Below are 15,280 nucleotides of genomic sequence, written 5' to 3'. Positions count from 1 at the left end.
ATGACGTGCGTCAGCGCAGCTCTGCGAGCGATCCTGCGGTCGCGTCATGCGCCCGCACGTCCTTGAACGTCACCTCCACGCGCCGCGATGCCGGCGGCGGCGCGGTCAGCCGGACCCGGAAGGGCACGGTGCTGCCCCGCTCGAGTTCGCCCTCGGCCGCCCGGGCCGACCAAGCATAGAGACCCTCGCCCGAATCGCTCTCGATCGAGATCAGGAGAGGCGGAACCGACCGCGCGGCGCGATCGACATTGGTGATCTCGCCCGACACTTCGAGGATCGGGGTCCCGTTCTCCTCGACGAGGACGGAGCGGATGGCGGCGAGCTTCAGGCCGACGAGGTTCACCGGAAGGCCCATGGCGGCATAGACCGAGGCGGTTCCGGGCATCGCGGCGACGACATCGGCGCGGAACAGGAACAGGGCGGGCACCCCGACGAGGATGCCGATCGCGGCGGCGACGCCCCGCAGGGAGCGGGCGGCCTTGGCCACCCGGCGGGGCGGCCGCGAGGCGGCAACGCGCCGGCGCCTCGGCTTCGGCGCAGACGCCTCGTCCCGCGCTCGGATCGGCGTCTCCTCGGCCGTTTGCGGCGGATCGGGAGGCATCCGCTGCGGGATCACGTCGATGTCGTGAGGGGCGCCGGACTCGATATCGAGGCTCGGTTTCTCCGCCGGGGTCGCCACGAACCAGCTTTCGCGGCAGGACGCACAGCGTACCTTACGTCCCGCAGGTCCGATTCGATCTGCCGGGAGACGGTATGCCGCGGCGCAGGACGGGCAGGTGATCAGCATGGGACCTTCGGCTCACGGGCCTCGATGCCACCCTGGCCCCGTCATGGTTAAACGCGCGTGAATTGGGACGAGGCGACGACGGCGCCCTCGGTCGTCCGGCTGGACGGCGTCGGCTTCCGTTACGGCACGGGGCCGGAGATCCTCTCCGAGGTCTCCCTCGACCTGCCGCCGCGATCCTTCCACTTCCTCTCCGGCCCGTCGGGAGCCGGGAAGACGACCCTGATCCGGCTGATCCTCCTCTCGGTGCGGCCGACGAGCGGCGAGCTGCGTCTGTTCGGCGAGACGACGGCCGACCTCGCCGGCGACCGGCTGACGCAGTTCCGCCGGCGCATGGGCGTGGTGTTCCAGGATTTCCGGCTTCTCGACCACCTGACGACCTATCAGAACGTCGCCCTCCCGCTGCTCGTGCAGGGCTACGAGGAGGCGACCTTCCGCGGCGAGGTGGTCGAACTCCTGCAATGGGTGGGACTCGGCGACCGCATCGGCGCCATGCCGCCGACGCTGTCGGGCGGCGAGAAGCAGCGCGCCGCCATCGCGCGGGCCCTGATCGCCCGGCCGGAGCTGATCCTCGCGGACGAGCCGACCGGCAATGTCGACCCGGCCCTCGCCCGCCGCCTCCTCCATCTCTTCGTCGAGTTGAACCGCCTCGGCACCTCGGTCATCCTCGCCACCCATGACGTCGCGCTGATGGACCAGGTCGAGGCGGGACGGCTCATCCTGCTCGACGGCCGCCTGTACCACGACCCGTGACCGCCTCCGTCCTCCCTCCCCGGCCCGACGAATCCGAGCTCGGCCCCATCGGCCGCGGCCTTCAGATCGTGCCGAACGACGGCGGCGCGGGCTGGACCCTCGTCGCCGTGATCGCCGCCCTCGCCTTCCTCGCGGCCTTGGCGGCCGGTGCCGCGGTCCAGGTCGCGAGCGCTGCCGCCACCTGGCGCGAGGCGATCTCCCACGAGGCGACGATCCAGGTGAAGCCCGATCCCGGGCGGGACGGCGAGGCCGACCTCGCCCGCGCCGCCGAACTCGCACGGGAGACCCCGGGCATCCGGACGGCGCGCATCCTGTCGCGGGACGACGCCGAGCGCCTGCTCGAACCGTGGCTCGGGGCGGGGCTCGATCTCTCCGACCTGCCGGTCCCGCGCCTGATCGCGCTCGAACTCGCGCGCGATCCGAAGCCCGACCTGTCCCGCCTCGCTTTGCGGCTGAAGATCGACGTGCCGGGCTCCTCGCTGGACGATCACTCCGCCTGGCTCTCCCGCCTCGCCGCCGTCACGGCGGGAATCGTCGGCTTCGCGATCTCCGCCGTCATCCTCGTGCTCGGCGCCTCCGCAGGCGCGATCGGCTTCGCGACGCGAGGAGCGGTCACGGGGCATCGCGACGTCGTCGAGGTGCTCCGCCTCGTCGGAGCGCGCGATGGCTTCGTCGCCTGGTTGTTCGCGAAGCGCTTCGCGCGGCTCGGGCTTCTCGGCGGCCTGATCGGCTCGGCCGCGGCCGCCGCAGCCCTGCTCGGGCTGGCCCTCCTCTCCGATAACGGTGCCTCCGGCGGGACGGGCCTGATCGCCGCGCTGGCCCCGAGCCCCTGGACCTTCGCGGCGATGGCGGCCATCGCCGTCGCCGATGCCGCCGTCGCGGGAGCCGTGGCCTGGACGGCCGTGAAACGGTTCCTCAAGGTTCACCGTTGAGCCTGGAGGCCGTCATGGACCATCCCGATCCCGGATCGCGATCCGATCCGGGCCATGGCCCCCGCCGCCTTCGCGGCGCCTGATTCGCGAGTCACGTGTCGGAGATGAACTGGGCCTTGAGTCCCCGCACCGGGCCTCCTGCCGTCGAGAAACCGGCGGCCGGGCCACGCAAGCCCGGATGGTTTCGCCGCGTCCTCCAGCTCGTGGTGCTGCCGGTGCTCGTGATCGGCGGGCTGTTCGCCGGGGGATTCGGCGTCTTCGTGTGGTCGCTCGACCGCAGCGAGAGCGAGCCGGCCATGGCGGCGGACGCCATCGTCGCCCTCACCGGCGGCCAGGGCCGGGTCGAGGACGCCCTTCAGCTTCTCGCCCAGGGCTGGGGAACGCGCCTCCTGATCACCGGCGTCAACGAACGCACCAGCCGGGACAGCATTCTCGCCCTGTCCCCTGCGCTCCGCGGCATCGTCGATTGCTGCGTCGATCTCGATTATCGCGCCAGGAACACCGTCGACAACGCCGCCGAGATCCGGCGCTGGGTGGAGGAGAGGGGCTTTCGCTCCCTCATCGTCGTGACCTCCTACTACCACCTGCCGCGCACGCTCGCGGAGCTGAACGAAGCCCTCCCCGGCGTCCGGAAGATCCCGCATGCGGTGGTGGGCACACGGACCGGCGAAGCCTGGGACGCCACGCTTGCCCGGGGGCGGGTCATCCTGATGGAATACATGAAGTTTCTGGCGGTCTCGGTCCGGACGCGGATGGCAGGCTGGACCGGCGCGGACCACCATGCGGAGGCGCTTCGCGAGGCACACCCGTTGGCGAAGTCGGGCCGCACGGGTTAAACGGGCGCTGTCTCTCCAGTTCCCGGTCCGATGGTCGCCCTCCGCTCGCATCTCTTCAACCTCCTCTTCTATCTCAACCTCGTCCTCTGGCTGATCCCCGCCATCGCGACCTTCGCGATGCCCCGAAAGGCGATCATCCGCTACGCGCAGACCTGGGGCCGCTTCAATCTGTGGCTGCTCCGCGTCATCGTGGGGACACGGGTCGAGTTCCGCAATCTCGACCGGATCCCGCCCGGCGGCCTCCTCGTCGCCGCCAAGCACCAATCCTTCCTCGAGACCTTCACGCTGCTCTTCTGCGTGGACGATCCGACCTTCATCCTGAAGCGGGAGCTGCAATGGATCCCGGTCTTCGGCTGGCTGACGATCAAGGCGGGGATGATCCCCGTCCGCCGCGGCGGTGCGACCGCGCTCGGCGAGATGAACCGCGCGGCCCGCACGAAGGCTCAGGAGGGCCGCCAGGTCATCATCTTCCCGGAAGGGACACGCCGCCCGCCGGGGGCCGAGCCGGCCTATAAGAACGGGGTCGCCCATCTCTACCGGACACTCGGCATGCCTTGCCTGCCGGTGGGCCTCAATTCGGGCCTGTTCTGGCCCCGCCGCCACTATGTCAGACGGCCCGGAACGGTCGTCATCGATTTCTGCGAGGTGATTCCGGCCGGGCTCGACCGGGAGACCTTCATGACGCTCCTGATCGAGCGGATCGAAACATCGTCCGACGCCCTTCTCGCGGAGGCCGGAGGCGCCCCGGCCCCGACCGCTTCCGGCATGGCCGTGACACCCTGATGGAGACAGCAGCCATGCCGACCGAAGCCGCCCGAGCCGACGAGGTCATCGCCTTCTGGCGCGGGGCGGGCCCCGAGAAGTGGTTCGCCAAGGACGCCGCCTTCGACGAGACCTGCCGGCAGCGCTTCCTCACCGCCTGGGAGGCCGCCGGCCGGGGAGAGCTGGACCATTGGGCCGAGACGCCCGAGGGCGCGCTCGGTCTCGTCATCCTGCTCGATCAGATGCCGCGCAACATGTTCCGGAACGATGCCCGCACCTGGTCCACCGATCCGCAGGCCCTCGCCGCGGCGCAGGCCGCGATCGCGCGAGGCTTCGACAAGGAGCTCGAGGAGGACATGCGCGTCTTCCTCTACCTCCCCTTCGAACATGCCGAGGATATCGAGGCGCAGCGGAAATCCGTCGCGCTCTTCGAGGCGCTCGGCCGGCCCGAGCAGCTCCACTGGGCGCGGCACCATCTTGACATCGTCGAGCGGTTCGGACGCTTTCCGCACCGCAATGCCGTCCTCGGGCGCGAGAGCACGCCCGAGGAGCTGGCTTTCCTCGAAGTGGACGACTTCCGCGGGTAGCCGTTCTCTCAGGCCGAGCGCGCGCCGGCCTCCCCTCCCCTCGCCCGGCGCAGAGCCACCGCCGCGGCGAGGTCTTCCAGCACGGCCACCGTGGTGCCCCAGCCGATGCAGCCGTCGGTGATGCTCTGGCCATAGGTCAGGGCCATGCCGGGCAGCACGTCCTGCCGGCCTGCCACGAGATGGCTCTCGATCATGACCCCGACGATGCGGCTCTCGCCTCCGGCGATCTGACGGGCGATGTCGGCCGCGACGATCGGCTGGTTCTCGGGCTTCTTCGCGCTGTTGGCGTGGCTCGTATCGATCATGACCTGCGGCGCGACGCCCGCCCGGGCGAGATCGGCACAGGCCGCTTCGACACTCGCGGCATCGTAGTTCGGCCGCATGCCGCCCCGCAGGATGACGTGGCAATCCTCGTTGCCGGTCGTCGCCGCGATCGCCGAGCGTCCGGCCTTCGTCACCGCCATGAAGTGGTGCGGGTAGGAGGCCGACTTCACGGCATCGGCCGCGATGCGCAGGTTGCCATCCGTCCCGTTCTTGAACCCCACGGGGCAGGACAGGCCCGAGGCGAGCTCGCGGTGGATCTGGCTCTCCGTCGTGCGGGCGCCGATCGCCGCCCAGGAGACGAGATCCGCCAGATATTGCGGCGTCGTCATGTCGAGGAACTCGGTCCCCGCCGGCAGGCCGAGATTGTTCACCGCGGCGAGAACGTTGCGGGCGAGACGCAGGCCCTTGTTGATGTCGAAGCTGCCGTCGAGATCGGGATCGTTGACGAGGCCCTTCCAGCCGACGGTCGTGCGGGGCTTCTCGAAATAGACGCGCATCACGATCTCGAGGCGGTCGGCGAGGCTCTCGCGGAGCGCCACGAGACGGTTGGCGTAGTCGACGGCCGCCTCGGGATCGTGGATCGAGCAGGGGCCGACGACGACGAGCAGCCGGTCGTCCTGCCCGTGCAGGATGTCGTGGATCGCCCGCCGCGAGGCGGTGACGGTGCGCGTCGCGGTGTCGGTGCGCGGGATGTCCCCGATCACCTCCGCGGGCGGCGAGAGTTCCTTGAGTTCCTTGACTCTGAGATCGTCTGTCGTGGTCGGCATGTCCTCGGGCTCCTGTTCGGAGACCTGCCGGCCCAATAAAAAAGCCGCCAGGTCTGGCGGCTGTTCGGATGTCTGGCGTCGGCTCTCAGTCCGCGCGCGATCCTCCCACCGCCGGTGAGTTGCCGTAGCTAAAGTACCAATAGAAGGCGGCGGCGGAGGTCATCGCCGCACCGGATAGCGGATGCGCGGGCGCTTGTCATCCCCGATCCGTCCGGACGACAATCGCGCCGCGCGACCGATGCGCCGAGGACACGACCGATCCCACCATGACGCCGTCATCCCCCACCTTCGCCCTCGCCCTCGGCGGTGGCGGCGCCCGCGGCCTCGCCCATATCCACGTGATCGAGACGCTGGACGAACTCGGCATCCGGCCGGTCGCCGTCGCAGGAAGTTCGATCGGCGGCATCATGGGGGCCGCCCTCGCCGCCGGCATGTCGGGCCGCGACATCCACGATTATGCGCGCTCGATCCTCGGCCGCCCCGCGGCCGTCGCCGGACGCATCTGGGGCACGCGCCCGACGACGGTCGCGGATGTGCTGGAGCGGGGGCTGCGCATCTCGCAATTCGATCTCGAACGCATCCTTCGCGCCTTCCTGCCGCCGCAGGTCCCGGCCCGATTCGAGGATCTGACGATCCCGCTCTCGGTGGTCGCGACCGATTATTTCGGCCATCGCGAGCAGATCATCCGGGAGGGCGACCTCATCTCGGCGCTCTCCGCCTCCGCCGCGATCCCGGCCGTGTTCCGCCCCGTCATGCGAGAGGATCGCCTCCTGATCGATGGGGGCATCATCAACCCGGTGCCCTTCGGTCTCCTGCGCGGGACCGCCGATCACGTCATCGCCGTCGACGTCGTCGGCGCTCCCGAGCCCTCGCCGACGCGGCGGCTCAACTCGATCGACCTCCTGTTCGGCGCGAGCCAGTTGATGATGCAGGCCCTGATCGCGGAGAAGCTCGGTCGCGAACGGCCCGACATCCTCGTGCGCCCACCGCATTCGCGCTTCCGCGCCCTCGACTTCCTGAAGATCGACGCGGTTCTGGCCGAGAGCGTCGGCATCAAGGAGGATCTGAAGCGCGCCTTGGACGCCCTTCTCTCAGGACGAGCCGCTCAGTCGCCGCGCCCGGCCTGAAGACCGACGCCCGCCCGCTTCAGGCGCCTCCAGAGACCGCCGATGACATGGCGGCCGCCCCGCCGAAAGGGGGCCGCCGCGCGCCCGCCCGCGATCTGGACGCGCAGCCCGAGAGCGTCCGTGTTGAGAGGCGCCGACCGGAGCGCGCGGTCGTTCCACTCGGAGGCTTCGTCGATGCGCCCTCGTGCCAGCAGGAACTTCGCGAAGCCCGTCCGATAGGAGGCCGCCTCCGCCGCCCCGTTGCATTCCCGGAAATGGGCCTCCGCCTCTTCGAACTGGCCGAGAGCCTCGCAGAACATCGCCTTCCAATAGACGACGAGCGGCCCGGAGATGGGGTCGGCACGGACCGTGTCGAGGAGGCTCCGCCCCTCCTCGAACCGGCCCAGATGATAATAGGCCTTCGCCCGTTCGAGCGAGACGTTGACGCCCGTCCGTCCGAGCGCGGCCGCTTTCTCCGCCTGCTCGGCGGCCTCGGCATGGCGGCCGGCCTCGTTGTAGAAGCCTGCGAGGCGGATGCTCGATGCCGGATCGCCTCGGCCCCGCCTCGTCAGCGCGAGCAGCGTCTCCTCGCCCTGCGCCTCGCTGCCGGCGCGCAGCAGCGCCGAGCCCAGCGACCGCAACAGAACCACATCGTCCGGGAAACGCGCCGTCGCGTCCTGGAGCCGCCGAAGGCCGACGCGGAACAGCCCGGCGCGCATCTCCTCGCGCGCGGCCTCGACGACGCCCTTCACCGTCTCCTCGTCGGCCCCCGGCACGTAGCGGCGGATCATCCGGTCCACGTTGAAGCGCACGATGGCCGGCTGAACGTGAATCTGGTCGTCCCGGAAGGCGAGCGACCGGTCGGTGAGGGTCACGCTCTCGTAGGACGCGAAATAGTCGATGTTCGCCCGCTCTGCGACGAGCACCTCGCAGGCCGCCCGCAGCACCGACTTGCTGTAGCAATTGGCGATCGCGACGTCGGCCGGCGTGAAGGTCGCCGTCAGCGGCACGGGCGAGACGGTCAGGATCATCCGGTAGTCGGGCGGGCAGACCTGATCGAGCAGGCCCATCAAGTCGCGCAGCGAGGCGACCACTTCATCGTGGCCGAGAACGTGCAGTTCGAACCGGTCCGGCTCCGCCCTCGTGGCTGATTTCGGGGGCGCGCAATTGATGTAGAGGCCGCTCTTGTGATCGAACCAGGCCTCGATCAGGCCGAGGGTGATCAGGACGAATTGGCTCTGGGCGAGTTCGCGATAGAGGCGGTTCACCCGCTCGCGCCGCGCCAGCACGGCCTCGGCCGGAAGCGGCCGGGTCGTCAGCCTGAACTGGGGATCGAAGAAGCGCCCCGGCATGAGTTCGAGCGTGTGGGTCTGGAGGTCGAAGGGCTCCATCCCGAAGGCCCAGCGGATCTGAGCGGGAATGCAGGTGGGCACGTAATTGTTGAGCGCGCTGATACCGTCGCTGCCCCAATCGACCGTCTCGTCCTTGGCACAGGCCCAGGTCGGAACATCGAACCCGCGATCGAACAGGGCCTCTTCGATATTCCGGGCGAAGCAGGAGCCGATCGTGAAGATGCGCTGGCCGGGCTGGAAGGTGAAGCTCGGCCGGAAGAACGGATCGGCGAAATGGGCGAAGCGGTTCTCGGGATCGTCCCGCCGCGGCCACTGCCCGGCAGGATTGTCCTTCAAAGTCCGGAACGCCGTCTCGGCGCTGTAACGTCGTATCGGCACGCCGCACCTCGGCTCGCATCCCCGCAGACCTTGGGGCCATCCCGCCGATGCCGCAAGGCGTCCGGGCGTCGCGTCCCTCAGGCGCCGGGCAGCGCGATGCCCTCGCGCTCGAGCGCGCGCCGCACGGCCGGACGCTCGCCCATCGTCAGCGCGTGACGCGTCCAGGCCGGGAAATCGCCCGGCATGTCGTAGCCGAGATGGGCTCCGCGTCCCCAGTTCCACATGACGAAGAGATAGGGATCGGCGACGCTGTAGCGATCGCCGGCCAGCCAGGGCGAGGACGAGGCGGCCAGCTTCCGTTCGACCTGCTGCCAGACATCGCGCGTCGCCTCCCGGCCCTTGGCCACGACATTGGCGATCGCCTCCTCGCCGGTCGCATAGCGCTCCGGGCGGCGGGTATGCGCATAGGCGACATGGAGCCCCGACGAGCACCAGGCGAGCCATTCGGCACAGACCGCCTCCGACCGCGCATCGTCGGGCCAGAGGCCCGCCTCCGGAGCCTTCCGGGCGAGATAGCGCAGGATGGCCGGGTTTTCCGTGACGACAAAGCCGCCATCGGCCAGGGCCGGCACGCGGCCTTTCGGGTTGATCTTCAGATAGTCGGGGGAGCGCTGCTCGGTCGTCGAGAAATCGACCCGGCGCGCCTCGAAGGGGAGGCCGGTCTCCTCGATCGCGATATGCGAGGCGAGCGAACAGGCACCCGGCGAATAGAAGAGCGTAAGGGTCATCGAGGGTCCTGATCCTCCATCAGCTTGATCCCAACCAGCCCGGCAAGCCGCCCACGCACCTCGGCAAGCACCGATGCGGGCACCGCCTCGACGAACGCGAACAGACGCGACGCCTGATGAACGGCCCTCACTTGATCGACCAGGACGACGCCCTTCGTCTTCATCTCGGGCGGCAAGGGCACCTCGAACGGCCATCCGCGCCCGCGATTCGAGATCGGGCAGATCACGGCTCTGGTGGAAACGGCATGATACGGTTCGTCCGACAGGACGAGGGCCGGCCGGCGGCCGGCCTGCTCCGTTCCGAGAACCGGATCGAGTTCGACCCAGATGACGTCACCGGCTCTGGGAAGCGCGGCCATGAAGCAGATCGTCGAGGGTGATCTCGCCGCGGGAATACTCGTCGTCGATGATCTCGCTTCCTCGGTCGGGTCCCCAGTTCACCATCTCGGGTTCGTGCCCGGGGCCGAGGCGGCGAGCTTCGGCGACGAGCTCGTCGAGCGAGTAGACAGGGATGCCGTTTACCCGGCGGCGCCGGACTGAGGGCGAGGTCATCTGGATCGTCGCATCCTTGGCGCTGAGTTCCAGAACCTGCCCCTCCCGCAGACCGAGATCCCTGACGACTTCCGCCGGCAATCGGACGGCGAGGCTGTTTCCCCAGCGGGAGACCTTGGCTTTCATCGGTCACCTCCGACCCGGATATACACCGGATATCCGCGACCCTCAACGGAGCCGGCGGATCACATCCCGATCGCGCCGCGGGACATGGCGGCGATGCCGGTGCGCGAGACCTCGACGAGTCCGACCGACATCATCAGCCCGATGAAACGTTCGACTTCCTCGGTCGTGCCGCTCAGCTCGAACACGAAGGAGGTCAGCGTCGCATCGACGACCTTCGCCCCGAGGGCCGAGGCCAGACGCATCGACTCCACGCGCTGCTCGCCCTTGCCGTCGACCTTGGCGAGGACGAGTTCGCGTTCGATCGCGTTGCCCTGGACGGTCAGGTCGAGCACGCGGTGGACCGGGACGAGGCGCTCGAGCTGGGCCTTGATCTGGTCGAGGATGGCGTTCGTCCCCGTCGTCACGATGGTGATGCGCGAGACGTGGCGCTCGTGCTCGGTCTCCGAGACCGTCAGGCTTTCGATGTTGTAGCCGCGACCGGAGAACAGGCCAGCAATGCGGGCCAATACGCCGGGCTCGTTGTCGACGATGACCGAAAGCGTATGGCGGGTCGCGGTCTCGACGAGGGTCGGATCGGGGTAATGCGTGCTCGCGTTCATCGGAGACTTCCGGGCAGGACGATCGTTCGCAACAGCCATCGCCCCGGGCGGGGCCGATTGCAAGCGCGTGTCACGCAGCGGCCACCGCCTCGATCTCGATCAGCCAGGCCTCGTCGAAGATGCCCGTGACGATGACGGTCAGCGCGGGGCGGCGATCGCCGAGGACGGCGCTCCGAATGTCGCGATTGGCCACCGCATCCTCGCGCCGCGCGAGGAAGGTCGTGACCTTCACGAGGTTGTCGAGCCCCATCCCGGCCGCTTCGAGCTGGGCAACGACATTGCTCCAGGCGAGACGGCACTGCTCCGCGAAATCCGCCGGACAGCGGCCCTCGCGATCGACGGGTATCTGGCCGCTGACGAAAAGCAGTCGCGAGGCACCCTCGACGAGCACCGCCTGGGCATAGCCGCGCCCGGTGACGTCCGGCGTGGCCGGGGAATCGACGGTCGTCGTTCTCATGGCGAAGTCCTCGTCCGAAGATCGGCGGCCGGGGGCTCGTCGACCTCGTCGACATCCACCACCCACGGCTCCTTCAGTGCCTCTGCGAGCCATTCCTTATAGGAGGGCAGGCCGAGCACGGCGTCCATATAGGCCCGGCTCCCGGACGAGACCGCGAAGCCGTAGGTATCGAGCCGCGTGATCACCGGCGCATACATGGCGTCGGCCGCACAGAAGGCGCCGAACAGGAACGGGCCACCTTGGCCGAACCGGGCCCTCGCATCCGCCCAGATTGCCTCGATCCGCCGGACGTCGTTCGCGACCTGCTCGCCGCGGTCCCGCCCGGCGAAGCGCTTGCCGAGATTCATCGGGCAGGCGCGGCGCAAGCCCGAGAAGCCCGAATGCATCTCGGCGGAGATCGAGCGGGCCAGCGCGCGGCCCTCCCTCGCGCCCGGCCAGATCCCGGCCTCGGGCCAGCGTTCGGCCGCGTATTCGACGATGGCGAGCGAGTCCCAGATCGTGACCCCGTCATCGATGAGCACCGGCACCTTCCCGGCCGGGGAATGAAGCTGAATCCGCTCCCGCGTGTCGTCGCGCCCGAGCGGGACCAGGATTTCCTCGAAGGGGATCTGTGCCTCGCGCAGCAGCAGCCACGGACGCAGCGACCAGGACGAATACAGCTTGTTGGCGATGACCAGGGTCGGCGGCATGCGATGGCTCCGAAGCGGGGCGCGATCCTGCGCGAGGAGACCGGCAACGGCAACGATCTCGCGCGAAGCGATTGATCGAACCCGGACGGCTCCCCATTTTTTCCCTGCGCGCGATCGGCGGGAACCGAGCCCGGAGGCCGGCGTTTGCGTGCCTTACAGGAGAAACAGCATGAGTCGCGGATATCCCTCGCTGGCGGCATTGCTCGGTCTGGTCGCGGTGGCCGGCTACCAGAACAGAGAAAAGATCGGCGAGTGGCTGGGCAGCCTGTCAGGTCCCTCCGGCCAGGCTGGCGACCGGCCGGGCGGCCTCGACGGCGTGCTGGGCCCCTGGCGCGACGCCTCGGGCCAGACGGAGGCCGGGGCGGCCCGGTCGGGAGACGGCGGCCTTCTGGGCGGCGGCCTCAAGGACCTCGTCGACCAGTTCCGCAATGCAGGCCATGGCGAGACCGTGGATTCCTGGGTCAATTCCGGCCCGAACAAGCCGGCGGAATCGAGCCAGCTCGAAACCGCCATCGGCCCGGACCTCCTCAAGACGCTGTCCCAGCAGACCGGCCTGTCGTCGCAGGAGATCCTCGAGCGCCTGTCGAAGGCTCTGCCCGAGGCCGTCGACCGCTACACGCCCGACGGCCGCCTTCCCGCCTGAACGGGCACATCGTCGACATGACCGAAGGGCGGGCCTCGCGGCTCGCCCTTCGCATTGGGCCGATGCTCCGAACCAGGCAGGGGCGAAGCGATGACCGGCCCTCGATGCCTGTTGCCCCCCGCAGACGATCCGCACGCGAAAACGCTCTATGCAGGCAGGGACGCGAAGTCGGCCCGCGCGTCGGCATGCTGCGGAGAGATGATGAGCCCACCGATCGAAATCCTCGTCGACGCCGATGCCTGCCCCGTGAAGGACGAGATCTACCGCGTCGCCGCGCGGCACGGGCTGCGCACGCGCGTCGTCGCCAACCGGCCGATCGCCATCCCTCGCGATGCGCTGATCGAGCGGGTGGTGGTCGGTGCCGCGCCCGACGCGGCCGATGACTGGATCGCGGGCGAGGCGCAGCGAGGCGTCGTCGTCGTGACCGCCGACGTCCCGCTCGCCCATCGCTGCGTGAGCGCCGGCGCGGACGTGATCGCGCCGACCGGCAAGCCGTTCACGGCCTCCTCCATCGGCATGGCGCTCGCCACCCGCGACCTCATGCAGGATCTGCGAGAGGCCGGTGCTGTCACCGGAGGTCCGCGCCCGTTCTCCCCCCGGGACCGATCGGCCTTCCTTCAGGCCCTCGACCTCGCGATCGTGCGGCTGAAGCGGGCGGGCTTCGCGGCATGAGCCTGCGCATGGAAGCGGGCAGCCTCCGGTCCCGCCTCCTGAACCGCTTCCTGCGGCGGGTCGTCAAACCGCGCTCGCTTCATCGCCCCGACATCGCCGCGAGCCGCGCGCTGGTCGACAGCTACGTCCTGCCTGCGCGCCTGTTCCGCGTCAGGGCGGAGACCGCGCAGGCCGGCAGCATCCCCGGCGAATGGGTCAGAGGCCGCTCGACCGATTCCGGCACCCTCCTCTATCTCCACGGCGGCGCCTTCGTCCTGTGCTCCTCCGCGACGCACCGCCCGGTGACGAGCGCCTTCGCCCGGCGGGGCTTCGGGGTCTTCGCGCCCGATTATCGGCTCGCGCCGGAACACCCCTATCCCGCGGCGCTCGAGGATTGCCACGCGGCCTATCGGGGCCTTCTGGCGGACGGCGTTGATCCGGCGCGCCTCGTCCTCGCCGGGGAATCCGCGGGCGGAGGCCTCGTGCTCTCTCTGCTGCTGCGCCTGCGCGACGAAGGCCTGCCGCTCCCGGCGGCGGCCGCGGTCTTTTCGCCCTGGAGCGACCTGTCCCTCTCGGGCGAGAGCCTCGTCGCGAACGACGCGCTGGATGCGATGTTCCACGCCGCCCAGGCTCCCTGGCTCGCCGCGCAATATGTCGGCGCGGCGGATCCCCGCGATCCTTATCTGTCGCCCGTCTTCGGCGATTATGCCGGGCTGCCGCCGCTCCTCGTCCAGGTCGGCCAGCACGAGCTCATCCTCGACGATGCGCGTCGCGTGGCCGCGCGGGCCGAAGCGGCGGGCGTTCCCGTCGCTCTCTCGGTCTGGCGCGACGTGCCGCATGGCTGGCAGCTCTTCTTCCTGCTCCCGGAGGCCAAGCGCGCGATCGAGGAGACGGACCGGTTCTTCCGCGATGCCATTCGGGACGGGGAGGCCCGCCGGTCCGACGAACGGAGCCGTTTCGCGGCCTCCTGAACCGCTTTACAGATCAGGAGCGGCGAACGGCCTTGGCGGGACGGGGGATGCGATGGTGACGAAAAGCGAGGTGGAGGCACTCCTGCGGGCAGCCTATGCGGCCCGCCAGCGCGGAGACCTCGACGAGGTGATGGGCTTCTTCGGCGAAGGCGCGCATTTCTCGGTCTCGGGCTCGGCCGCGGCGAGCCCCGTCCCCACCGTGGCCAGCGGAAGCGCGGCGATCTGCGAGGTCCTGCGGCGCCTCGTCTCCGCCTTCGAGTTCAAGGAGGCGACGATCGTCTCGCTCGTCGTCGACGGCGCGGAGGCCGCGGTGCATTGGCATGTCCATGTCCGCTCGCTCGCGACGGGCGAGGAGGCCGAAACCGACATCCTCGACATGCTGCGGATCGAGGACGGCCGGATCGTCTCCCTTCGCCAATTCGCCGACACGGCGCTGATCAACCGCCTGCTGGGGCGATGATGGAAGCGGATCTCGCCTCGCGGCGCGTCTCCCTCGCCGGCACATCCCTTGCCGTCGACGACGATCAGCCGACCTTCTGGGACCGGGTCGAGGCGGGACGCTGGGAGCCCGGGACCATCGCGGCTCTGGCGCCGCTGCTCGGACGCGGCGTCACCTTCCTCGATCTCGGCGCCTGGGTCGGCCCGCTCTCCCTCCTGGCCGCTTCGCGCGGCGCGCGCGTGTTCGCCGTCGAGGCGGACCCCGCGGCGCAGGACCAGTTGCGGCGCAACCTCGCCGCCAATCCGGACCTCGCCCCACGGATCGAGGTCATCGAGGGGGCCGTCTCGCCCCATCCCGAGCCCGTACGGCTCGGAGCCCGGCGCAAGCCGGGCGACTCGATGTCGAGCACCCTTCTCGCCGATGGTCCCTCGTCCTGGACGACGCCGGCCGTGACGCCCGCCATGCTCGCCGGACGGATCGGGAGCGCCGGGCCCATCGTCGTCAAGATCGACATCGAAGGCGGGGAATACGCCCTTCTGCCCCATCTCGGACCGCTCCTGACCTCGGCGGACATCGCCGTCCTGGTCTCCTTTCATCCCCTGATCCTGTCCGAGGCCGGCGAGCCGGAGCCTGGCCGGCGGCTCCTCGAGGCCGCCGCGATCTTCGACGGCTGGGATGCCCGGCCGGTGGCGGAGGACGGCCCGGCCGGTTTCCGCCGGCTCGATGCGGCATCCTTCGACCTCGCGGGATGCGACGCCTGGCTCTTTCGAAAGACGCAGGTGCCGTCGCTTGGCCGACCCGCGCCGAGCCGATAAGGGTCGGACCGAGTTCCAGGAAACGCCGC

General features: G+C 69.7%; 20 protein-coding genes. 11 read left to right on the top strand and 9 right to left on the bottom strand.

The genetic code is table 11. The features are described from left to right. Positions 1-10: 10 nt before the first annotated feature. Positions 11-787: a zinc-ribbon domain-containing protein gene (locus tag EV668_RS17640; RefSeq protein WP_133772497.1), complete on the bottom strand. Its 777-nt coding sequence runs from the start codon at positions 785-787 to the stop codon at positions 11-13. Positions 788-844: 57 nt separating this feature from the next. On the opposite strand from EV668_RS17640, the gene EV668_RS17635 reads away from it, so the two are divergent. The 5 genes from EV668_RS17635 (at position 845) to EV668_RS17615 (ending at position 4,654) form a co-directional block, all read left to right on the top strand. Then, positions 845-1,537 carry a cell division ATP-binding protein FtsE gene (locus EV668_RS17635; RefSeq protein WP_133772495.1) on the top strand — a complete coding sequence of 231 codons (693 nt, stop codon included), beginning with the start codon at positions 845-847 and terminating at the stop codon, positions 1,535-1,537. Beyond that, positions 1,534-2,469 (top strand): cell division protein FtsX, encoded by a 936-nt coding sequence (locus EV668_RS17630; protein WP_133772493.1) that lies wholly within the window; start codon positions 1,534-1,536, stop codon positions 2,467-2,469. The genes EV668_RS17635 and EV668_RS17630 overlap by 4 nt, the downstream gene beginning before the upstream one ends. A 116-nt stretch (positions 2,470-2,585) precedes the next feature. Continuing rightward, positions 2,586-3,305, top strand: coding sequence for a YdcF family protein (locus tag EV668_RS17625; protein WP_166652533.1), 720 nt, complete (start codon positions 2,586-2,588; stop codon positions 3,303-3,305). A 30-nt stretch (positions 3,306-3,335) separates the two neighbouring features. Then, positions 3,336-4,088, top strand: coding sequence for a lysophospholipid acyltransferase family protein (locus EV668_RS17620; protein ID WP_133772489.1), 753 nt, complete (start codon positions 3,336-3,338; stop codon positions 4,086-4,088). Between the two features lie 14 nt (positions 4,089-4,102). Then, positions 4,103-4,654: a DUF924 family protein gene (locus tag EV668_RS17615; RefSeq protein WP_133772487.1), complete on the top strand. Its 552-nt coding sequence runs from the start codon at positions 4,103-4,105 to the stop codon at positions 4,652-4,654. An 8-nt stretch (positions 4,655-4,662) separates the two neighbouring features. Here EV668_RS17615 and EV668_RS17610 read toward each other — a convergent pair whose 3' ends face one another. Beyond that, positions 4,663-5,745: a 3-deoxy-7-phosphoheptulonate synthase gene (locus EV668_RS17610; RefSeq protein WP_133772485.1), complete on the bottom strand. Its 1,083-nt coding sequence runs from the start codon at positions 5,743-5,745 to the stop codon at positions 4,663-4,665. 266 nt (positions 5,746-6,011) lie between these two features. On the opposite strand from EV668_RS17610, the gene EV668_RS17605 reads away from it, so the two are divergent. Next, positions 6,012-6,872, top strand: coding sequence for a patatin-like phospholipase family protein (locus EV668_RS17605; protein ID WP_133772483.1), 861 nt, complete (start codon positions 6,012-6,014; stop codon positions 6,870-6,872). Here the strand turns inward: EV668_RS17605 and EV668_RS17600 are convergent. From EV668_RS17600 to EV668_RS17570, 7 genes are all read right to left on the bottom strand, one after another. Next, a complete protein-coding gene (locus EV668_RS17600) occupies positions 6,851-8,581 on the bottom strand; it encodes a GSCFA domain-containing protein (protein WP_166652532.1) in 1,731 nt (576 codons plus the stop codon). The two genes, EV668_RS17605 and EV668_RS17600, sit on opposite strands and share 22 nt — an antisense overlap. A 77-nt stretch (positions 8,582-8,658) precedes the next feature. Further along, positions 8,659-9,309: a glutathione S-transferase family protein gene (locus EV668_RS17595; RefSeq protein ID WP_133772479.1), complete on the bottom strand. Its 651-nt coding sequence runs from the start codon at positions 9,307-9,309 to the stop codon at positions 8,659-8,661. Beyond that, a complete protein-coding gene (locus EV668_RS17590) occupies positions 9,306-9,668 on the bottom strand; it encodes a type II toxin-antitoxin system PemK/MazF family toxin (protein WP_133772477.1) in 363 nt (120 codons plus the stop codon). The genes EV668_RS17595 and EV668_RS17590 overlap by 4 nt, the downstream gene beginning before the upstream one ends. Next, on the bottom strand, positions 9,643-9,987 hold the full coding sequence (locus EV668_RS17585) for an AbrB/MazE/SpoVT family DNA-binding domain-containing protein (protein ID WP_133772475.1): 345 nt from the start codon (positions 9,985-9,987) through the stop codon (positions 9,643-9,645). The genes EV668_RS17590 and EV668_RS17585 overlap by 26 nt, the downstream gene beginning before the upstream one ends. A gap of 59 nt (positions 9,988-10,046) precedes the next feature. Next, entirely contained in the window at positions 10,047-10,586 is a 540-nt protein-coding gene (gene ilvN, locus EV668_RS17580; protein WP_133772473.1) for an acetolactate synthase small subunit, read from the bottom strand. 70 nt (positions 10,587-10,656) lie between these two features. Next, positions 10,657-11,043, bottom strand: coding sequence for a RidA family protein (locus EV668_RS17575; RefSeq protein WP_133772471.1), 387 nt, complete (start codon positions 11,041-11,043; stop codon positions 10,657-10,659). After that, the gene (locus tag EV668_RS17570) at positions 11,040-11,732 is read right to left on the bottom strand and encodes a glutathione S-transferase family protein (RefSeq protein WP_133772469.1); all 693 of its coding nucleotides are present in this window, start codon (positions 11,730-11,732) and stop codon (positions 11,040-11,042) included. Before EV668_RS17570 ends, EV668_RS17575 begins: the two co-directional genes overlap by 4 nt. A gap of 169 nt (positions 11,733-11,901) precedes the next feature. Here EV668_RS17570 and EV668_RS17565 point away from each other — a divergent pair, with 169 nt between their 5' ends. The 5 genes from EV668_RS17565 to EV668_RS17545 all read left to right on the top strand — a co-directional run bounded on the left by EV668_RS17565 (position 11,902) and on the right by EV668_RS17545 (position 15,251). Next, positions 11,902-12,375, top strand: coding sequence for a YidB family protein (locus EV668_RS17565; RefSeq protein ID WP_133772467.1), 474 nt, complete (start codon positions 11,902-11,904; stop codon positions 12,373-12,375). 201 nt (positions 12,376-12,576) lie between these two features. Further along, complete coding sequence (locus tag EV668_RS17560; protein WP_133772465.1) at positions 12,577-13,047, top strand: YaiI/YqxD family protein; 471 nt, start codon at positions 12,577-12,579, stop codon at positions 13,045-13,047. Further along, on the top strand, positions 13,044-13,997 hold the full coding sequence (locus EV668_RS17555; RefSeq protein ID WP_133772463.1) for an alpha/beta hydrolase: 954 nt from the start codon (positions 13,044-13,046) through the stop codon (positions 13,995-13,997). Before EV668_RS17560 ends, EV668_RS17555 begins: the two co-directional genes overlap by 4 nt. A gap of 52 nt (positions 13,998-14,049) precedes the next feature. Continuing rightward, positions 14,050-14,457 (top strand): nuclear transport factor 2 family protein, encoded by a 408-nt coding sequence (locus EV668_RS24885; protein ID WP_166652531.1) that lies wholly within the window; start codon positions 14,050-14,052, stop codon positions 14,455-14,457. Next, positions 14,454-15,251 carry an FkbM family methyltransferase gene (locus tag EV668_RS17545; RefSeq protein WP_133772459.1) on the top strand — a complete coding sequence of 266 codons (798 nt, stop codon included), beginning with the start codon at positions 14,454-14,456 and terminating at the stop codon, positions 15,249-15,251. Before EV668_RS24885 ends, EV668_RS17545 begins: the two co-directional genes overlap by 4 nt. Positions 15,252-15,280: the final 29 nt, after the last annotated feature.

Source organism: Enterovirga rhinocerotis, from assembly GCF_004363955.1.
In the GTDB taxonomy this organism is placed as follows: domain Bacteria; phylum Pseudomonadota; class Alphaproteobacteria; order Rhizobiales; family Beijerinckiaceae; genus Enterovirga; species Enterovirga rhinocerotis.
This window is presented reverse-complemented; position numbering and strand designations above follow the sequence as displayed.